This window comes from Planctomycetota bacterium (genome assembly GCA_016125255.1).
Classification (GTDB): domain Bacteria; phylum Planctomycetota; class Phycisphaerae; order Phycisphaerales; family Zrk34; genus RI-421.
In genome coordinates, this window is record WGMD01000025.1 from 1 (window position 1) to 19,519 (window position 19,519).

Annotated in this window: 14 protein-coding genes; 10 read left to right on the top strand and 4 right to left on the bottom strand. The window is 64.9% G+C overall.

The features are described 5' to 3' along the window. Positions 1-115: 115 nt before the first annotated feature. Both GC162_16720 and lipA read right to left on the bottom strand, forming a co-directional pair. Positions 116-895 (bottom strand): hypothetical protein, encoded by a 780-nt coding sequence (locus GC162_16720; GenBank protein ID MBI1370280.1) that lies wholly within the window; start codon positions 893-895, stop codon positions 116-118. A 521-nt stretch (positions 896-1,416) separates the two neighbouring features. Further along, a complete protein-coding gene (gene lipA, locus GC162_16725) occupies positions 1,417-2,355 on the bottom strand; it encodes a lipoyl synthase (GenBank protein ID MBI1370281.1) in 939 nt (312 codons plus the stop codon). A gap of 256 nt (positions 2,356-2,611) precedes the next feature. Between lipA and GC162_16730 the strand changes: the two genes are divergently transcribed. The 5 genes from GC162_16730 to GC162_16750 are packed head-to-tail and all read left to right on the top strand — an operon-like array spanning position 2,612 to position 13,211. Next, a complete protein-coding gene (locus GC162_16730; GenBank protein ID MBI1370282.1) occupies positions 2,612-4,234 on the top strand; it encodes a hypothetical protein in 1,623 nt (540 codons plus the stop codon). A gap of 28 nt (positions 4,235-4,262) precedes the next feature. Beyond that, positions 4,263-5,366: an exosortase gene (gene xrt, locus GC162_16735; GenBank protein MBI1370283.1), complete on the top strand. Its 1,104-nt coding sequence runs from the start codon at positions 4,263-4,265 to the stop codon at positions 5,364-5,366. Further along, on the top strand, positions 5,329-6,192 hold the full coding sequence (locus GC162_16740; protein MBI1370284.1) for an exosortase-associated EpsI family protein: 864 nt from the start codon (positions 5,329-5,331) through the stop codon (positions 6,190-6,192). Before xrt ends, GC162_16740 begins: the two co-directional genes overlap by 38 nt. A gap of 18 nt (positions 6,193-6,210) precedes the next feature. Then, entirely contained in the window at positions 6,211-10,827 is a 4,617-nt protein-coding gene (locus GC162_16745; protein MBI1370285.1) for a tetratricopeptide repeat protein, read from the top strand. Beyond that, on the top strand, positions 10,824-13,211 hold the full coding sequence (locus GC162_16750) for a polysaccharide biosynthesis tyrosine autokinase (protein MBI1370286.1): 2,388 nt from the start codon (positions 10,824-10,826) through the stop codon (positions 13,209-13,211). Before GC162_16745 ends, GC162_16750 begins: the two co-directional genes overlap by 4 nt. A 383-nt stretch (positions 13,212-13,594) precedes the next feature. Here the strand turns inward: GC162_16750 and GC162_16755 are convergent, their stop codons facing one another. Continuing rightward, positions 13,595-14,371: a helix-turn-helix domain-containing protein gene (locus GC162_16755; GenBank protein MBI1370287.1), complete on the bottom strand. Its 777-nt coding sequence runs from the start codon at positions 14,369-14,371 to the stop codon at positions 13,595-13,597. Positions 14,372-14,397: 26 nt separating this feature from the next. After that, entirely contained in the window at positions 14,398-14,739 is a 342-nt protein-coding gene (locus GC162_16760; GenBank protein ID MBI1370288.1) for a hypothetical protein, read from the bottom strand. A gap of 2 nt (positions 14,740-14,741) precedes the next feature. On the opposite strand from GC162_16760, the gene GC162_16765 reads away from it, so the two are divergent. The 5 genes from GC162_16765 to GC162_16785 all read left to right on the top strand — a co-directional run bounded on the left by GC162_16765 (position 14,742) and on the right by GC162_16785 (position 19,453). Further along, positions 14,742-15,695, top strand: coding sequence for an AAA family ATPase (locus GC162_16765; GenBank protein MBI1370289.1), 954 nt, complete (start codon positions 14,742-14,744; stop codon positions 15,693-15,695). Positions 15,696-15,787: 92 nt separating this feature from the next. Continuing rightward, positions 15,788-16,582: a hypothetical protein gene (locus tag GC162_16770; GenBank protein MBI1370290.1), complete on the top strand. Its 795-nt coding sequence runs from the start codon at positions 15,788-15,790 to the stop codon at positions 16,580-16,582. 247 nt (positions 16,583-16,829) lie between these two features. After that, a complete protein-coding gene (locus tag GC162_16775; GenBank protein ID MBI1370291.1) occupies positions 16,830-17,492 on the top strand; it encodes a hypothetical protein in 663 nt (220 codons plus the stop codon). Between the two features lie 19 nt (positions 17,493-17,511). Further along, a complete protein-coding gene (locus GC162_16780; protein ID MBI1370292.1) occupies positions 17,512-17,958 on the top strand; it encodes a hypothetical protein in 447 nt (148 codons plus the stop codon). Beyond that, positions 17,948-19,453, top strand: coding sequence for a hypothetical protein (locus GC162_16785; protein ID MBI1370293.1), 1,506 nt, complete (start codon positions 17,948-17,950; stop codon positions 19,451-19,453). Before GC162_16780 ends, GC162_16785 begins: the two co-directional genes overlap by 11 nt. The last annotated feature ends 66 nt before the right edge of the window (positions 19,454-19,519 follow it).

The window sequence follows — 19,519 nt, forward strand, 5'->3', positions numbered from 1 at the left end:
GGCGATCAAATCCCGAATCTTCTGGCCCGTTCGCACGCTCGGTGGTACTCTCTGACTCATGGGGTGGCTCCTTGTGGGTTGTTGGTCCAACCGATAGGGTCCACCCCTTCTCAATTTACAGCAAGTTTAGGACATGACCGAGGCGGGACCAGCGGTTGTTGATGTATTTGAGGAACGTGTCCGTGTTCTGGACCCAGACGTCGTTGCGTTTGCCCTTGACGTACCAACCGGGGTACATCACGACGGGTTGAATGGGGATGTTGGTGCTGTGGGTCGTGCGTTCGAGGATTTTGCGGAGGTGGGAGACGTTGGCGAGGACCTGGCGGATGGGGTGTTCATCGGGCGGACCGTCTGCGAGTCGGATGCCGCGGGCGTCGACGTGGAGTTTGGCGTCGGGCGTCGGTTTGGTGCGCGTCTTGGTTTCAATGACGAAGATGCCGCCGGGGCCGATGAGGACATGGTCGATGTTGAACCGCGACCCGTCGGGGTTCTTTTCTTCGATGTCGTGGATGACGAAGTAGCCCTTGGGGCAACCCTCATGAAGTGCTTGCGCGACAGAGCGCTCACCATCGAGTCCGAGACGGATTTGCCGGACAACTTGCAGTCCGCGCCAAGCGCGCCAAAGACAAAACGGCGTGGCGATGAGCGCGATGGCCGTGATGGTCCACGGGCTGATGGGTGAGTTGAAGAACCATCGCATCCATTCCATGAGCACCATTGCCCAGAGAAATGCAGCATACAGCCACCATGTAAAAACCTTGTCGTCGATGTGGTCATTGATCTGAGTGACAAGCGACTGCCCGGGCACGCGCAGGGGATGTTCCTTGATGGGCGAGGACTTTTCGGGGCGCTTGAAAGACATAAAAACCTCGGAAAAAGGTTGAACTGCGGGCATGATACCACATGCGGCAAAGGCACCGGCGTGGGGGCACGCCGGCTCGGACTTGCCGAGGGGTTGGGTGAGCGTTGTGCTTTGCGGCGCGGGGGAGGAGAAGGTGAACCGGCGGGGTGGGCGGGACGTTTGAACAGGCGAGGGGAGTCAGAGCCGGCCTGCCCTCAGGCCGGGGAATGGAAGGAGTGTGGAGTTTGGTGTGCGGAGTTGGGAGTGTGGAGTTTGGGGTTTTGATTCCGCACGCTGCACTCCGAATTCCACACTGGAAAGGGGTGCATGGGGAGGTCGAGAAGCGCACGGGGGCGGCGCGGGGGTGATGTAAGTCGAGTGTTGACGCGCATGGGGGTGTCGAGGGCGACCGGTGGGGTGCGCATGGGGGCGTCAAGGGGCACGGAATGGGGGTGCCGGGGCGGGGTTTATGGGGATGGGGGGAGTTGGAGCGGATTGACGGGCGGGTGCGCGGGGTGCGCGGGGGGTGCGGGAAGCTCCGCCTCGCTGAAGCGAGGCGGGCCGGGGCGGGGGGATCAGGGGTTGAGTTTGGCGTGTTTGTCGGCGTGGTAGGAGGAGCGGACCATGGGGCCGGATTCGACGTGGGGGAAGCCCAGGGACTCGCCCAGTTCTTTGTAGCGGGCGAACTGGTCGGGGTGGACGAAACGGGCGACGGGGAGGTGATTGGCGGAGGGCTGGAGGTATTGGCCGATGGTGAGGATGTCGCAGGGGCCATTGGGGCCGGCGGTGCCTTCGAGGACGTCGTGCATGAGGGCGGTGACTTCGTCATCGGATTCGCCGATGCCGACCATGATACCGGTTTTGGTGGTGAAACCCTGCGATTTGGCCCGGCGGAGGAGTTCGATGGAGCGGGGGTATTTTGCTTGCGGGCGGACGGCGGGGTAGAGGCGGGGGACGGATTCGAGGTTGTGGTTGAGGATGTCGGGCTTTTCGTCGAGGACGCGTTGGAGGGCGTCCCAGTCGCCGCAGAAGTCGGGGATGAGGGTTTCGATCTGGGTTTTGGGGGCCTGGCGGCGGATTTCACGGATGGTATGGGCCCAGATGGAGGCTCCGCCATCGGGGAGTTCATCGCGGTTGACGGAGGTGATGCAGACGAAGTTGAGGTTCATGAGGGCGACGGACTGGCCGACGCGGACGGGTTCATCGAGGTCGAGGACGGGGGGCCGACCTGTTTTGATGTTGCAGAAGCCGCAGGATCGGGTGCAGGTGTCGCCGAGGATCATGACGGTGGCGACGCCGGCGGACCAGCATTCGCCCATGTTGGGGCAGCGGGCCTCTTCGCAGACGGTATGGAGCTTGTGGTCACGGATGAGCTGGCGAAGCTGGTGGTAGTGCTCGGACTGGGGGAGCTGCATGCGGAGCCAGCGGGGCTTACCCTTGCGGACGAAGTCCGCGGGGGCGGGGGCGGGTGTGAGGATCTGGTTGGAGAGACTGATGCGGACCATGCAGGCCATGATAGGAGGGGGGAGTGCCAAGCCGCAAGCGGCGGAAAACGGGGCAGGGCCGATAAGTTTGGGGCATCATATATTAACGGCGGGGTCGAATGTATCCGATGCTTTTGGGGCTGGAGGAGCATATGGTTTACCCGTCTGCGCGCTGGGCGCAGGTTTGATCGGCCGCTTGGGTGCTGTTAAAGTCAAAAGCGACCGGTCATTGGGTGGAATTGGAAGTTGGCGATGACGGTCGATACGGATCAGGGAACGACACTGCATGATCACTAGCACCCGTGTGCGAAAGGAGTGGCGTGTGAGCACGTCGCACAAGCGTCGGAATTTTCAGCGTCCGGTCGGATCGTCGATGATGTTGGCGGTGCTGGCGCTGTTGTGTCTGGCCCCGGTCGGCTGCGACATGGATTCGTTCATGGACCCGTCGGAGGTCGGCCGGTGGGAGAACACGCCGGTGCTGCTGCCGATCATCGAGCGGCTGGACGTGATCGATGAGCCGATGCAGGACATCCCCGGCCTCTCGCAGATCCGCAGCGAAGACCTCATTCCCGAAATCCGCGAATATGAACTGGGCGCCGGCGACCTGCTGACGTTCACCATCTTCGAACTCATCACGCCCAACGTCGAAACCATCGTCACCCGCCGCATTGATGAGCTGGGCTTCGTGCGCCTGCCGGTCATCGGGCAGCTCAAGTGCGCCGGCCTGACGACCAAGCAGCTCGAACAGCGCATCGTCGACATTCTCGACCCGGCCATCCTGCGCAACCCGACCGTGTCGGTGATCGTGCAGGAAGGTCGGCAAAAGACGTTCAGCGTCGTGGGCGGACAGGCGACGGGGACGTATCAGATCGTGCAGAACAATTTCCGGCTGCTCGACGCTCTGGCGATCTCGCGGGCCCCGACATCGGGGATGGATCACGTATATGTGATTCGGCAGGTGCCGCTGCTGCGCGAAGTGGAAGAGGGCTACAACCCGCAGGACATCGAGCCCGGCGCTCACAAGCCCCCGCTGCACAAGACGGGCGAGACGCCGACCGGCGCGGTGCCCGGCGAAGCTCCGGCGACGGACAAGCCGGCGCTCGATCCGGCCAAGCTCATCGAATCGCTGAGCAAGGGTTTGGATGACAAGGGCGCGGAAAAGCCCAAGGACGACAAGAAGCCCGCTGAGGGCGAGAAGCCCAAGGAAGGCGAGAAGCCGGCCGCCCCGCAGCTTGGCGGCGCGCTGGAGCCGGGTCAGAGTGCGGAAGGGCGATTCGTGAATCTCAACGGCAAGTGGGTCTGGGTCGAAGGCAAGGCGGGCGAAGGCGCAGCCCCGGCGGCTGCGGCGGCCAAAGGCGAGCCGGCGACCGACCTGCCCGGCGACAGCACGCTGCCCCCGCCGGACCAGATGGTCACGCAGCGCGTCATCGACATCGACGCCGATGCTTTGGTGCGCGGTGAAGCCAAGTACAACATCGTCATCCGGGCCGGCGATATCGTCCGCCTGCCCGCGCAGGACCTGGGCAACGTGTACATCGGCGGGCACATCAGCCGACCGGGCACGTACGCGCTGCCCGGCGAGCGGACGCTGACGCTCAAGCAGCTGATCATGAGCGCCGGCGGACTGGCTCCGACGGCGATTCCGGAGCGCGTGGACCTGACCCGCCGACTGGGCAAGAACCAGGAGGCGACGGTGCGGTTGAACCTGCGCGCGATCTTCGAGGGCGTCCAGCCGGACATCTACCTCAAGAAGAACGACACGATCAACATCGGCACGAACGCGGTCGCCAGCTTCGCCGCGGTGGTCCGCAACTCCTTCCGATTCAGCTACGGCTTCGGCTTCCTGCTCGACCGCAACTTCGGGTCGGACGTGCTGGGCGTCGCTCCGTCGGATCGTGCACGCAGATAACGGTAAGAAAGGTGTGCTGAGCAATCTGATGTCCGGGGCTCAATCCGAACGCCCGTCGCGTTCGGCAGAGGGTGAACCCATGGCCGAACAAGGTCGTACATTTGGGGGCCCCTCGACGCACCTTGGAACGGAGACGATGAGCACCGTCAGCGTGACACGCACTCAAACCAAGCGCCCGCCCGAACCGATGCAGCGCTTGGACCCGCTGATCCCCTCGCATGTCTGGGTGCGGATCGCGATTCTCGCCGCGCTGTTCATTCCGCTGCACTGGGACATTCTCTGGCGGTTAACGCAATTCGCACTCACCGACGGCGACTGGTCCCACGCCTTCCTCGTCCCCTTCATCAGTCTCTACTTCGTCTATCAGCAGAAGCAGCGCCTCCTCGACACGCCCACGCGGACGTGCTGGTGGGGCCTGCCCATCATCCTGATCTGCCTCGGCGGCTACTTCCTTTCGATCTACCCCATCCGCAACGACATGCTCAAGGGCTACTGCATGATCGGGGAGATCTTCGGGCTCGTGCTGCTCATGGCCGGCCCGGCGGTGATCCGCGTCGTCTGGCTGCCGATCATCTACCTCATGTTCGCCGTCAAAGTGACGCAGCAGTACTGGGGCAAGCTGGCGTCGGAGCTTCAGGTCATCGCCGCCAAGGCCGCGGTCGTCGTCCTGCAACTGTTCTCGATCGACGCGACGGTCAACGGCACGACGATCGACTTGTGGAAGGGCATGGAGCCGCTCGGCTCGCTCAACGTCGCCGAGGCGTGCAGCGGGCTTCGCATGCTCATGACCTTCATCGCGCTGGGCGTGGCGGTGGCGTATCTGTGGGATCGGCCCTGGTGGGCGCGGCTCACGATGGTCGCCTTGACCGTGCCCATCGCCGTGGCCGTCAACGTCGGCCGCGTCACCGTCATCGGCCTGGTGTATTTAGTCAATCCTGAATACTCCGCTGGCGATTCGCACATCTTCATCGGCATGCTGATGCTCGTCCCGGCGCTGGGCATGTTCCTATTGCTGGGATGGGTCATGAACAAGATCGTCCTGACCGACGCAGCCGCCCGCCCCGTCGCGGCCCCGGCTCAGCGTCCCCCCGGTGATGCCCCCGCTTCGCACAACGACGCCAACGACCACTGAACCGGACGGAACGACCATGGACTTCAAGAAAGTCTTTAGCCCATCGATGATCGCCGCGACAGTGCTGCTGTTCGTGGGCCTGGTCGGGTTGCAGTCGGTCGTGCACGCCTTTGAGATCTTCCTCATGAAGGAGCCGGTCCCGCTGCGCCGCCGGCTGTACCTGATCCCCGAGCACGTCGGGCCTTATCAGAAGGTCGCCGAGGAAACGCTCTCCAAGGAAGTCGTCGACGAACTGGGCACCGATCAGTACATCAGTTGGACCTACACCAACACGCAGCTCAAGCCCGACGAGCCCGGCGCCCGGATTCGCCTGCACATCGCCTACTACACCGGCACGCCCGATGCGATTCCGCACGTGCCGGAGCGATGCTACGTCGGCGGCGGGGCGACGCCCAAGGACAGCACGCAGGACACGCTCACGCTCGATTCCCCGGCGATCTACTCGGTGGCGAACGACGAGCTGATGGCCACCGATTCGATGGGGCGCACGGTGCATCTGCCCGGGCGCGAGATTCCGATTCGGCTCTTCGACTTCGTGCCGCACAACGCCAAGGAGCCGGCGACGGTGATGTACTTCTTCGCCGCCAACGGCAAGCTCATCGCCGTGCCGCGCGATGTGCGCAATCTCGTCTTCGACCTCTCGTCGCGATACGCCTACTGGTGCAAGATCGAGTTGCTTCCCTTCGGCGTGAAGGACCACGAGGAGGCGAAGCGGATCGGTGCGGCGTTTTTGTCACAGATGATGCCCGAAATCATGGGCTGCCTGCCGGACTGGACGGAGGTCCGCGCGGGTCGATACCCGGTCGAGAAAACCAACAAGCGATAAGCATCGCGGGATACCGATATGGCTGGACGCGTAAACACAAAATTCGTGATGATTCTTCTGGCGATCCTCGTGGTCGTGACGGGCGTATTGGGCGCCGCCTGGTACTTCGCCACCCTCAAGGACCCCGCCGAGTACATCGCCAAGGGCGACGTGATGATGAGCCAGGGCCAGTACGACGAGGCCCAGAAATGGTACGGCCGGGCGTTCCGCCTGGACCGCACGAGCCCGGTCATCATGATGAAGTACACGGAGGCGTCGTCGAAGATGCCCGTGACGACGACGCATGATCTGAACGAGCGACTGATGCAGATGACGCAGATGTGGAGCAAGGTCATCACCGTCGCCCCCGACAGCGCTCAGGCGACCGAAGCGCGTCAGAAGCTCATGGCCTACTACTACGACGCCGCCAAGACGTTCAACCAGATCGCCATGTGGGACCGGCTCTACGGCGCGGCGGTGGAGATGCTCAGCCAGACGGGCAACGCCGAATCGCTCCTGGCCCGCAAGTACCGCGGCATCGCGCAGGTGCAGCGCATGCGGCGGCTGGACGTCGAGGCCGGCGACCGCAAACTCGCCAAGGAAGACCTTGACGCCGCCCTGAAGGAAAGCCCGGACGACGCGGAGCTCAGCTACGCGGTCGCGCAGTGGTATCTGTTCGAGTCGCTCTACGAGCAGCGGGCCGGTCGGGCGGCGGAGAGCAAGAAGCTGGCGGACGAAGGCGTGAAGATCGCCAAGGCGTATCTGGACGCGCACCCCAAGAGCATCGATGCGCAGCTCAACCTGATGCGCGTCCTGCTTATCACGCGCGACAACACGCAGGCGGAGGTGATGCTCGCGTCGCTCGAGAAGCAGATGATGCAGATCGACGACATCGACAACACGCTGGAGATCGGCCAGTTCATCATCACGATCGACCGCAAGGCGGCGAGCGGGGATGACAACGATGCGGATACGCCGACCGGCACGACCTCCGGCCGGATGCGCGAGGAAAAGCTGCTGCGGCATCTTCTGGAAAAGCATCCCGACGACGTGTTGATCCAGTACAAGCTCGCGGACAATCTGATTTATCAGAACCGGCGCGACGAAGCGGTGCCGCTGCTGATTTCGTCGATCGCCGACCGGCCGATGACGCCGAGCATCAAGGCGCAGTACGAAGGGTACGTGCAGCTACTGGCGATCTCGAAGCTGGGCGACCTTTACTTGTCGCAGCGCGAGGTGACGACGGACGAGCAGGTACGGGCGTCGCTGTTGGACAAGACGCGGCAGCTTCTGGAACAGATGAAGACGCGGGCGAGCGAATCGTCGGGGTCGATCGATCTGCTGGAAGGCAAGATCGCGCTGGCGGAAGGCAACTACGCGCTGGCGGATCAGAAGCTCAACGCCGCCAACGAAAAGAGCAAGGGCGACAATCCCGAAGCGTCGATCCTTCAGGCCAAGGCGCTTCAGCAGCTCGGCCAGCTTGGCGCCGCGCGCGACCGGCTGGCGCAGGCCATCGAGTCGCCGATCGGCAAGCGCTACTGGCCGGCCTATCGCGAACTGGCGATTCTGGAGCTTCAGCTTCACGAAGACGACAAGGCGATGGAGTACGTGCAGGCGCTGCTCAACGCGATGCCCACGGACCCCGCGGCGCTTCAGCTCAAGGCGGCGATCCTCGCTTCGCAGTATCAGGATCTGTCGGCTTCGGGTTCGCCGGAGGCGGCCAAAAAACTGCATGACGCGATCGGGATTCTCGAAACGATGCCCAAGGCGGATGATCGTCCGGTTCGGCTCCAGCTCGCCAAGCTGTATCAGGCCGAGGGCCGTGGCGACGAAGTGCGCCTGCTGCTCGAGCCCTTGCTTGAGAAGGACCCGACCGACTTCATCGCGCTGAGGCAGCTTTTGCAGGTGGATCTGGCGGAGGGCAAGAAGGAGGCGGCGATCGCGCGGATCGACACGGCCCTCAAAGCGCCGCAGGACGAGAAGATCGTCAAGGTGCTTCATCTGATCCGCGACCGCCTCGCCGGCACAGGCGACTTGCAGGGGCAGGTCGAGGAGCTGCTCGCCGCGCAGGACGATCCGTTCCAGCGGGCGATGTGGCTCTATGCGTTCTACAAGCGGACGGGCGAAGCGGGGAAGGCGGAGGATGCGATCAAGCAGGCCGAGAGTCTCAAGCCCAATGACGCGAGCGTGCTGCGGGCGCGGCTGGATGCGGCCCTGTCGGAGGCGGACTGGACGAAGGCGGAGGCGATCGCCGACCGTGCGTCGAAGCTGAATCTCGATGAGGCGCAGGGCATGTTCTGGGTGGGCGAAGTGGAGATGGCGCGGGCGCGTTACACGCAGGCCGTCGCCACGCTCAACCGCGGCGTGAGTCTGCGGCCGCGCTATTCGGAGGGCTGGCGCCTGCTGGGCCAGGCGCGCATCGAGGCGGGCGATCTGACCGGCGCGGATGCGGCGTTGACGCGGGCGCTGGAGCTTCAGCCCAACAACGTCTCGGCGCTCAAGGCGCAGTTCCACCTGCACGACATGCGTCACAATTATCAACTGGCGCTGGGGACGCTTTCGAAGGCGGTCGAGTTCGCGCCGCGCGATCGGGAGCTCTTCGAGCAGTACCTGACGTACAAGGCGGAGCACGGCGATCCGAAGGAAGTCATGGCGGAGCGTCAGAAGCTGCTCGCGGCCGTGCCTCAGGACATGCCCAACCGCCGCTCGCTGGCGACGCTGTATCTTCAGATGGGCAACACGGCCAAGGCGAAGGAAGTGCTCGACGCGTTGATGAAGGAGCACCCGGAGATTCTGGCGAACGTGCTGGCGATGGCGGACTTTTACGCGGCGACGGGGGACACGGCGGCGGGTCAGAAGCTGCTCGTCAACTACATCGGCTCGCTGGGCGAGAAGGCGGGGGCGGAGGACTGGCTGACGCTGGCGCGCTATCTGCGTGACGCCAAGCAGACCGCGCAGGCGGAGGCGGCGTACCGGCGCGGCATCGCCGTCGAAGACCCGAAGATTCGCCCGGCGACGCGCGAACTGGGCGACTGGTACTTTGCGCGCAATGAGCACATGCAGGCGGCTGAGCTTTACAAGCCGCTGCTGGAAGCGACGCACGATCCGCGCGTGGCCCGCCGCCTGATCGAAACGCTGGTCCGCTCCGGCCAGTTCGAGGCGGCGCGCGACGCCCTGACGAAGTTCATCACCGAGCACGGACAGGATGTGCAGACGGCTCTGCTCGAAGGGCTGATCTACTCGAACATGGGCGCCGCCGAGGCGGACCGCGCCAACCGCGCTTTCGACCGCGCGGTTCAGCTTGGGCCCAGCAATGCCCAGGCGTACCTGTATCGCGCCCGTTATCACTTCAACAGCGATGACGATCAGACGCAGAACCAGGTCAAGGCGGACCTGCAGAAGGCGATCGCGCTGGACCCGGCGTTCATTCCCGCGCGGCAGATGCTGGTGACGTACTACCTCGATCCCCGCCGGGGCGATGATGAGTCGGCGATGATCGAACTTCGCCGCCTCATCGATCAGGCGCCGGACATGGACGAAGCCCGCGTGCAGCTCGCGCAGCTTTACCTCAAGGCCAAGCGTTATCCCGATCTGGATCGACTGCTCGACGAATCGGTGAAGATGTTGCCCAATGCGACGGTGTGGTACCAGCTTCGAGCGCGTTCGCTGCGCGATCAGGGCCGCTCCGCCGATGCGCTGGCGGAACTGGCCAAGGCGTACAAGCAGCGGCCGGACCCGTCGACGCTGTATGCCTACAGCTTGTCGCTCCTGGAAGCCAAGGAGTCGCAGGCGGCGCTGGATGTATTGAACAAGGCGTCGAGTCTGACGGATCGGTCAGCGGTGCTGTCGGCTCTGCGGGCCCGGGCGGTGGCGGCATTGGGTGATGCGGAGAAGGCGGTGGGTCTGTTCACCGCGGCGTTCGAATTGACGAGCAACGACCCGACGCAGATCAACGAACTGATCACGCAAATGCGCGCCGTGCTCAGCGAGGACCAGATGGTGGGCCTGCTTCAGAAACGGGCGGATGCGGACCCGACGGGCATGACCGATCTGCTCATCGCGCAGCTTCAGCTTCAGAAGGGCGAGCAGAGCCAGGCGATCACGCGCCTCGAAGCCCTCACCGGTCGCCTCGACCCCAAGAGCGACATTCTTTCCTCCGCCCAGCAGCTTCTGGCAGCCGCGTATTTTCAGGGCCAGCAGTACGACAAGACCTGGGGCATTTATCAGAAGGTGCTCGAGCGGCAGCCCGATAACTTCCAGGTGCTCAATAACTCCGCCTACATCCTCGCCGAGCAGTTGCATCGCCCGGCGGACGCGCTGCCGATGGCCGAAAAGGCCGTCAAACTCGCGCCAAAACAGGCACTTGCGCAGGCCAGTATCCTCGACACGCTCGGCTGGGTACAATATCGCAACGGAAACTTGGATCAGGCGGAGATCACCCTTCGCCGCAGTATCCAGTTGAACCCCCTCGCCCCGGTGCATCTGCACCTGGCCCAGCTTCTGCTGGAGCGGGGACAGAAAGATGATGCTCGACAGCAGATTAACGCGGCCCGTCGCTTGGCTGAAGACGCCAAGGATGCCGATAGTATCAAGCAGTCGGTTGAACTCATGAAGAAGGTGGATGAAGGCGCCGCCGAAGGAGCTCCCAAGCCATGAACTCTCAGCATGCGTCCCACAACCCCGTTCACTCCGCCGCGCGCACCGGCCCCTCGACCGGTACGCCGCGCTTCACGCCCGTCGACCCGATGCGCGTCCTGCGACAGTACCGCATCCTGCTCATCGCGGTCACGCTCGTCGGCGCCTTCATCGGCGGCGTCCTGACCTTCATCCTCGTCCGCACCGCCCCGGAGTACGAAGCGGAGGTGACGCTCAAGGTGATCGGTCAGATGACCAACCCCTACTCGACCACCGCCCCCTCGCCCACCGAGGATCACTCGCTTCAGACCGAAATGCGCACGCAGGCGTTCATCATCGCCTCCGATGACGTATTGCGCAGCGTGCTGAGCCGCGCGGACGTGACGCGCACCAACTGGTACCGCGACTTCTCCGTCAAGGACGCCAGCTCCGGCTCCTCGCGCTTCGATGCCGACAAGGCGCTGGGCGACCTCAAGAAGAACCTCGACGTCGAAATCGTCCGCGGCACGAGCGTGCTGTCGGTGGCGGTGACGGCCCATGACCCCAACGATGCGGCGATCCTCTCCAACAACGTCGCGCAGGTCTACCTCGACAAAGTCAACCTCGCCAACCAGCAGAAGTCCTCCAAGCTCGCTGAACTGTTCACCACCTACCGCAACCGCGCCCAGCAGGACATCAACGACCTGGAGCGGCAGATGCGCCTCATCATGGACGAGGCCCAGCTCTCGGCGACCGAGAATCGGCACAACGAAGTCGTCCTCAAGCACGAGCAGCTTTTCCAGTCGACGCAGCAGACGGAGCAGGCCCTCTTGCAGGCCCGGGCGGCGTACGACTCGCTGGTCCGCGCACAGAAGGACAACAGCTTCCAGTACACCCCCGAGGAACTGGCCACCATCGATGACAACCCCTTCATCCATACGCGCGACGACCGCATTCTGCTCCTCAAGGAGCAGCGCCGCGTGGCGATGGAACGCTTCGGCGAGGCCCACCGTTCCGTGACGGAAATCGACCAGCGCATTGCCGCCATCGAGGCGGAGAAGCAGCAGAAGCGCGATGAACTGCTCCGCCAGCTTCAGCAGCTTCGCCTCTCGCAGGCCCAGACGCAGGTGCAGGTCCTCGAAGCCAGCTTCGCCGACCTCAACAAGCAGCTTGAGGAGGCCCGCGTGCAGATGCGCGAGCTCAACCAGAAGCTCACCGAGTACAACTCGCTCAAGGATAAGCACGCTCAGCGCCTCGCCGACCTGGCGAACCTGACCGATACGCTCACGAAGATGGAATTGACCACCGCTCGTCCCGACGCGGTGCGCGTGCAGCTTCAGTCGCTGGCCGACACCCCCAAGAGCCCCAGCTTCCCGCGCTACGGCGTGATGGTGCCGGGCGTGGCGATGATGTTCCTGTTCCTGACCGCGGGCATCGTGTTCCTGCGCGAGACGCTCGATCAGCGGCTTAAAACCCCCGGCTGCTGCCGCCTGCTTCCCCCGGCGGACCTCCTGGGCGTCATCCCCCGCGCTTCGGAAGACCCCAGTTCCGACGGCCGCATCGAACGCATCGTCGAGCATGCCCCGCAGGGACTCATCGCCGAGGCCCTGCGTCAGCTTCGCGGCGAAGTGATTGACCGCATGGAGCGCCGCGGATACCGCACGCTCATGATCGTCGGCGCCCAGCCCGGGGCCGGCGTCACCGTGATCGCCTCCAACATCGCCGCCGCCGCCGCCATGAACCACCGCCGCGTCCTGCTCATCGACGCCAACTTCCGCCGCCCGGCCCTCGGCAAGATGTTCGACATCGACCCCAAGGCGCCCGGCCTGGCCGACCTCCTCGCCGAGGAGCACGAGCTGGATCAGACCATTCACGCCACCAGCACCGACGGCCTGGACGTCATGCCGATCGGCCACATGCACGATGGCGTCTTCGAGAAGCTCGAGAGCCAGACGTTCCGTCGGGCGCTGACGCAGCTGGAAGGCCGCTATGACCTGATCCTCATCGACACCCCGGCCATGTCGATCGTCGGCGACTCGCGCGTGCTGGCGAATCGCGCCGATGCGGTCGTGCTCGTGGCGCGTGCGATGAAGGACAAGCGCGGCCTCGTCGCCCGCATGCTTCAGCAGCTTCAGGGCCTCCGCGCCGACTGCCTGGGCATCGTCCTCAACGACATCCGCTCCAGTGCCGGCGGCTACTTCCGCCGCAACTACCGCGCGTTCTACGAGTACCAGTACGCCTCGGCGAACGGCAACGGTCACGCCAACGGCAACGGCCGCTCCAACGGCCACGCCAACGGCAATGGACACGCCAACGGTAACGGGCATTCCAATGGGAATGGCCACTCCAACGGCAACGGGCACGCGTCGCATCGCCGAGTCATCGACACCACCGCTGAGACGCACGATCCGTCCAAACCCGCCTGATCATGAGTGAATGGATCCTTCCGATGTTGGCGCAGTTCACGGCCTTGCCCGTGCCGCTGCCGTCGTCGGCGCTGATGATCCTGGCGCTCATGGGCGGCTGCGGAATGGTCGTCCGAAGCCCCTCCCATAAAAACCGCACGCGCCGCCGCCGCTGATCCGAACACCTGATACGCACCACTCCACGAAGCTCAGGGATAGCGATCCCCGAGCTTTCTTTCTTTTTTCGTCTCGCGCACACGGTGGCGCTTCATCCGCGCGACTCTCAAAAAAATCCGACAATTCCTCACCCACGCCGCGCATCGCCACTTGCGCGCATCGGGCGCGCCGCCGATGACGCGAAGGTGCGCATCAGCGGCTCGCCCGCGGTAAGGGTGTGGCCCGCGCTACGGCTTGCCGAGGCGCTGAATGCGGAACAGGGCCGGGTAAAGCCCCGCGATCTGATCCAGCGCCACGACGCGCGGCCCGAACGCCGGGTTGAGCGGCTGGAGCCGAACGCGATCCTCCGATTCGAAATACACCCGCTTGAACGTCGTGTCATGATCCGGCAAAAGACGCACGAAACAATCCGCTCCCTCGTACGGCTCGATCGCCGGCGAGAAGACGATGATGTCGCCTTCGCGGTACGTCGGCTGCATCGATTCGCCCACCACGCGCGCCGCGAACACATCCGGGTCATTGATCTGGCCGCACGACACATACTCGTCCGCCACCCGGGCCGGATAGTCCAGGTCCGTAAAGTCCCGCGGATATCCCGCCGCGACCTTGTTGATCAAAGGCACCTGCACGCACACGCCGCGCATCGGCTCGACATTCCCCGCGCTCGCTTCAACGCTGCGCTGAAGCGCCCCGCTCTGGTAGAGCGCATCGAGATTCAAACTCCCGTCGATCCGACGATCGAGCATCGCCGCCATGCGCTGATAGTCCTCGCGCACAGTCAGCGGCGTCGATTGCCAGTCGGCGAGCCGGCGCAGCTCGCCGGGCGTGATCGACAACGCCGACTCGATCGCCTCGACAAGCCGCGCGCTGGGCGGATTGGCGTGACGCGCATTTTCGATGCCCGACAGGTACGCCTTGGAGCACCCCGCCGCGGCGGCGAGCCGATCGAGCGTCCAACCCACCTGCCGCCGCCGCTCGCGCACCGCCTGACCCAGTTCCGTCATGACCCGCCTCGCTTTCTCGCCAGGGTTCAAAAATCTTTGAACCCGGACTTGATGTTAGTATAATGTTTGGTATACTTGTTGTCAAGTCGTTCAGCGGGAAGTAAACCTCTTCGGGAGCCAGAGCCATGATTGCTGAGCATCGTAACGCACGTGGTGTTCGTGATTTGTGTGAGGATGTGCTGCGCCGGGCCGAGTTTCTGGACGCGGCGGACCGGGCGCTGCTCGATCAGGTGCTTGGGCATGCGGTCAAGCCCCGCGAGGTGGCCGTCGTGGCGGGCCGGAGTACGCGGACGATTCAGCGGCGCGTCGCCCTGCTCTGCCGCCGACTCACCGACCCGAAGGTCATGTACGTGCTGCGGCATCATCATAAATGGGCCAAGCCGATGGCGCAGGTCGGGCTGGCGGTGTGGGTGCGGCGGTGGACGCTGCGCCGCACAGCCGGACACCTGGGCCTGTCGCTGCATCACGTGCGCCGCCACGTCGAAGCGGTCCGCAGTCTGATCCAACACGACGTCGCCCCGCCTCGCCGTCGGCCCCGGCGTGCGGCGAGTATGACCTCCCCGAAGCCGACCGCGCGCAGCGGCGATGCGTTTATCCAGAGCGTCAGGGCCCTGGCCGTCTGATCGAACACGAAGGAGCGAACGGGATGATCGAGATCACCGTCGAAAAGTCGATGGCCACCGCCGTCACGCCCACGCGGCGCGTCTGCGAGGTCGCCGCCATGTTCGGCCTCGGCGTCGACGCGCAGCGCGAAATCCGCATCGTCCCGCGCGCGACCCTGCGCCTCGCGCCCGCGCAGGTCATCTTCATCACCGGCGCCTCCGGCGGCGGCAAGACGACATTGCTGCGCCTCCTCGCCGCCGCGCTGGCGTCCCGCGACGATGGGCGCGTCATCGACTTCGCCGCGGCGGACGACGCCGCGGACGAACCGCTTGTCGAATCACTCGGCGACACGCTCGAGGAAGCGGTGCGATACCTCTCGCTGGCGGGCCTCAACGACGCGTTCGTCATGTTGCGCCGCCCGCGCGAACTGTCCGACGGCCAGCGCTACCGCCTTCGTCTCGCTCAGTCGATGCGCGAAGCGGAACGCGCGTCGCCGGCGGCGCTGACGGTCGTACTCGCGGATGAGTTCGGCGCGACGCTCGATCGCACCACCGCGCAGATCATCGCGCGCAACGTGCGGAAGTGGACGGTGCGCAGCGGCGTGTGTTTCGTCGCCGCCACGACACATGACGACTTACTGGAGGCGCTGGAGCCGGACGTGCTCGTCGTGCAGCACCCGGGCGAGGCGATGCAAGTGCTCACGCGGACGGAAACACCATAAAACAAAGGCAATCCGGACGACGATGAGAAGAAAAGTCATTTAGCATTTAGCCTAAATGTGTTTCAGAAATTGCGGCGGGGACGGAGCGGAAGATGACACTTGCGGATCGTTTCAATTCGTTGCCCGCGCCCTCGCCGGCGGCGTCGCTGCGGGCGCGGCCCGGGACGCTGGCGGACTACCGTCAATTGGCGGGGTTTCATTATCTGCGTCATCAGCCCTGGTCCGTCGAGCGCGTGCTGGTGCTGGAGGATGTCGCGCCGGGCGTGGCGATGCGGTTTGCGGGGGCGTGCGAAGGGCGGGGAACGCTGAGGGATGGCGATCCCCGGGCTTTGGAGGGGGCGCATGTCGTGGGCGTATTGATCGAGTCGTTGCCGGCGCTGAGCTGCGCGCTGCGGGATGCGGCGACGCGGCGGCGGTACGCGGGGTGGTCGGACCGCGGGGCGGGGGCGCGGCTGCTCAATCGCGAGGTGCGCTGCATCAGCCGGGTCATCGTGCATCCGCAATGGCGCGGGCTCGGACTGGCGGTGCGGCTCGTCAAGTGGGCGCTGGCCACGGCGACGACGCCCTGCACCGAGGCGCTGGCGGCGATGGGACGGGTGCATCCGTTTTTCGAGCTGGCGGGCATGCGGGCCTATCAGCGCTGGCCGCTGGCGAAGGATCAGCGGCTCATCGACGCGCTGCGCTATGCGGGCATCGAGTTGTGGGAATTGGCCAGTGCGCAGCGCATGGCGGAGCACATCAGCGACGACGGACCGCACGCGGGGCTGCTTCATCGCGAACTGCGCCGCTGGGCGAACACATGCGACACGCTCGACGAACAACTCGCCCTGGCGCGCGATCGCCTGTTGTGCGAGCCGGTGTATTACCTCAAGAAGAATGACCAATGACCAACCAATGACCAAGGGAATGTCCGAATGCCTAATGGAGAGGTCTGAAAAACTCCCTCTCCCTCCGGGAGAGGGTTGGGGTGAGGGTGGCTTCGAATGAAGGCGCGTTCCGCAACGTGCGCGGTCAGTGATTGGGCGCACCCTCACCCGGCCCGTCGGGCCGACCTCTCCCGGAGGGAGAGGTGTTTCAGAGACGTCCCTGGTCATTGGTGCTTGGTCATTGGTCATTTCCACCAAAGGGGGCTTCATGCAGATCGTTGACATCGCATTGTCGCAACTTCGGGCGCATCCGAGTAACAGCAACGTGATGCCCGAGGGGTTGCTCGCGAAACTGGCGGGACACATTGAGCGGACGGGGCATTATCCGCCGCTGATTGTGCGCGAGCTTTGTGCGGAGGGTGCGGATGATTCGGAAGGTGCGTCGACTTCGGGGCCACCCTCACCCCGGCCCTCTCCCGGGGGGAGAGGGAGTGAAATCTATCAGGTGCTTGACGGGCATCACCGGTGGAAGGTGCTGGAGCGGCTGGGTCGAGCGGCGGCTTCGTGCGTGGTGTGGGAGGTCGATGATGCGGGGGCGCTGGTGCTGATGAGCACGCTCAACCGGCTTCAGGGCGCGGATGATCCGCACCGCCGGGCGGCGTTGATTTGCGAACTGCGCGAGCGGACGGGGCGGACGGCGGCGCAGATGGCGAAGCTGTTGCCGGAGGCGACGGATCAGATTCGCAAGTATCTGGCGCTGAAGGAGCACCTGCCGCGCCCGGCCCCGGCGCGTCCGCTGGCGGAGTTGCCGGCGAGCATGCACTTTTTTCTAAGCGGCGCGGAGCGGGCGGAACTCGAAGCGGCGCTGGATTCGATCGGCCCGACGCGCGAGGCGGCGCTGATGACGCTGGTGCGATCGCATGGGGCTTGAACAGTCAAAGGAGGATGTGATGCACAACGACACGCCGGCGCCGCCCGAGCAGGATCTTCTGCTGCGCAGTCTGATTCACGCGGACGTGGACATCGCGGCGCTGGAACAGAAGCTGGGCGTGCGGCTGGAGCGCGTGGCGACATGGGCGATGGACCCGGCGACGCACGAAATGGTCGAGGGGCTTCTGTGCTGGCTGAACATGCAGGCGCAGATCGCCATCAACGGGTCGCGTCTGGCGGCGGTGAGCCGGCTGTGCCAGTTGGCGTTGCAGGAGGGCAATGCGGAGTCGGCGCGGAAGGCCTGCGAGGATCTATTGAGCGCGAATCTGATGAAGGAACACGAGCGGGCGATGCAGTACCGGCGCAGGGACGGCGACGGGGCGGCGTCGTTTCCGCCGGCGATGATCACGGCGATGCAGCACGCGCTGACGGCGATCGGCACGGAGGAGGGGCTGGATGAGGATTGATGCGGGCAAACGATGGAAGGCGGAGCCGGGGCGGCTCCGGCCGGGGTCGCGGGCGGCGTTGCGCGGGTGGCTCAAGTGGGTGCTGGGCCTGGAGACGCCGATGCATGCGATGTGCGAGGGGCACGAGTCGCCGATGGACTATCTGGATCACGTGTTCTTTGAGCGTGGGGGGGATGCGGTCGTATGGGCCAATCGCGGGGGCGGGAAGACTTTTTACGGCGCGGTGGCGACGCTGTTGGACCTGGTGTTCAAGCCGGGCGTGTCGGTGCGGATTCTGGGCGGAAGCTTGGAGCAGTCGGAGCGGATGTACGGGTATCTGCGCGGGATGCTTGATCGGCCGGGGCTTCGGGGTTTGATCGACGGGCGCATGACGCGGCGCGGCGTGAAGCTCATCAACGGATCGGAAGTCGAACTGCTCGCGCAGTCGCAGACCTCGGTGCGCGGGCAGCGGGTTCAGAAATTGCGGTGCGACGAGGTGGAGCTGTTCGATCGGGAGGTATGGGCGGCGGCGCAGTTCGTGACGCGGTCGGCGATGTGCGGGGATGTGCACGTGCGCGGGTCGGTGGAGGTGATGAGCACGATGCATCGGCCGTTCGGGCTCGTGAGCGAGCTGGTGGGGAAGGCGCGAGGGGAGGAGAAAGCGGAGGGGACGCTGCGGGATGGCCCTCCCTCAGCGTTCGGGGCGGGGGGGTGGCGGTTGTTTCAGTGGTGCGCGATGGATGTGATGGCGCGATGCGAGGCGGAGCGGGCGTGCGTGGGTTGCGCGCTGTGGGAGGAGTGCGGGGGGCGGGCCAAGCGGGGGCGCGGGTTTGTGAGCGTGCAGGATGTGATCGATCAGAAGCGTCGGAGCGGGAAGCTGGAGTTCGAGAGCGAGATGCTCAGCCGGCGGCCGAGCCGATCGGACGCGGTGTTCAGCCAGTTCGATCCGGCGCGTCACGTGCGGGCGATGGAGGCGGAGTCGGGACTGCGCTTTATCGGCGGGATGGATTTTGGATTGCGTCATCCGACGGTGATGCTCTGGGCCCAGGTGCGCGAGCGTGCGGACGGGCGGATGTGCATCGAGGTGTTGGATGAGCAGGTGGCGTCGGAGGTGATCGTGGATGTGTTCATCGAGCGGATGCGCGAGCGGGGTTGGCCGGTCGTGTCATGGCTCGGCGTCGACCCGGCGGGGCGGCAGCGGAGCAGTCAGACGGGGCGGAGCACGATCGACCTGTTGCGCGCAGCGGGGTACACGGTGCGTGCGAACCGCACGCGACTCGAAGACGGACTGGCGTCGATCCGCCGGCGACTGGACCCGGCGGCGGGCGAGCCGACGCTGACGATTCACCCGCGCTGCCGGCGGCTCATCGAATCGCTGAGCTGTTACCACTTCGACGCGGACCGCCCGCATTCGAGCGACCCGGTCAAGGACGGATACGACCACGCGGTCGATGCGCTGCGGTACATGGTGATGAATCTGGAAGCGATGGGGGGCGTGAGCGTGGTCAAATGGTGAGGAAGGGTTGACGGGTTGATTCGTTGACTGGTCAAGGCAAAGAGCCCGCCCGCCGCGAGATGCTTC

Excerpts from the sequence above, each read along its gene's own strand:
- GC162_16720 (MBI1370280.1), bottom strand. The coding sequence starts at position 895 with ATGCCCGCAGTTCAACCTTTTTCCGAGGTTTTTATGTCTTTCAAGCGC.
- lipA (MBI1370281.1), bottom strand. The coding sequence starts at position 2,355 with ATGGCCTGCATGGTCCGCATCAGTCTCTCCAACCAGATCCTCACACCC.
- GC162_16730 (MBI1370282.1), top strand. The coding sequence starts at position 2,612 with ATGATCACTAGCACCCGTGTGCGAAAGGAGTGGCGTGTGAGCACGTCG.
- xrt (MBI1370283.1), top strand. The coding sequence starts at position 4,263 with ATGTCCGGGGCTCAATCCGAACGCCCGTCGCGTTCGGCAGAGGGTGAA.
- GC162_16740 (MBI1370284.1), top strand. The coding sequence starts at position 5,329 with ATGCCCCCGCTTCGCACAACGACGCCAACGACCACTGAACCGGACGGA.
- GC162_16745 (MBI1370285.1), top strand. The coding sequence starts at position 6,211 with ATGGCTGGACGCGTAAACACAAAATTCGTGATGATTCTTCTGGCGATC.
- GC162_16750 (MBI1370286.1), top strand. The coding sequence starts at position 10,824 with ATGAACTCTCAGCATGCGTCCCACAACCCCGTTCACTCCGCCGCGCGC.
- GC162_16755 (MBI1370287.1), bottom strand. The coding sequence starts at position 14,371 with ATGACGGAACTGGGTCAGGCGGTGCGCGAGCGGCGGCGGCAGGTGGGT.
- GC162_16760 (MBI1370288.1), bottom strand. The coding sequence starts at position 14,739 with ATGATGATGCCGCAGCACGTACATGACCTTCGGGTCGGTGAGTCGGCG.
- GC162_16765 (MBI1370289.1), top strand. The coding sequence starts at position 14,742 with ATGGGCCAAGCCGATGGCGCAGGTCGGGCTGGCGGTGTGGGTGCGGCG.
- GC162_16770 (MBI1370290.1), top strand. The coding sequence starts at position 15,788 with ATGACACTTGCGGATCGTTTCAATTCGTTGCCCGCGCCCTCGCCGGCG.
- GC162_16775 (MBI1370291.1), top strand. The coding sequence starts at position 16,830 with ATGCAGATCGTTGACATCGCATTGTCGCAACTTCGGGCGCATCCGAGT.
- GC162_16780 (MBI1370292.1), top strand. The coding sequence starts at position 17,512 with ATGCACAACGACACGCCGGCGCCGCCCGAGCAGGATCTTCTGCTGCGC.
- GC162_16785 (MBI1370293.1), top strand. The coding sequence starts at position 17,948 with ATGAGGATTGATGCGGGCAAACGATGGAAGGCGGAGCCGGGGCGGCTC.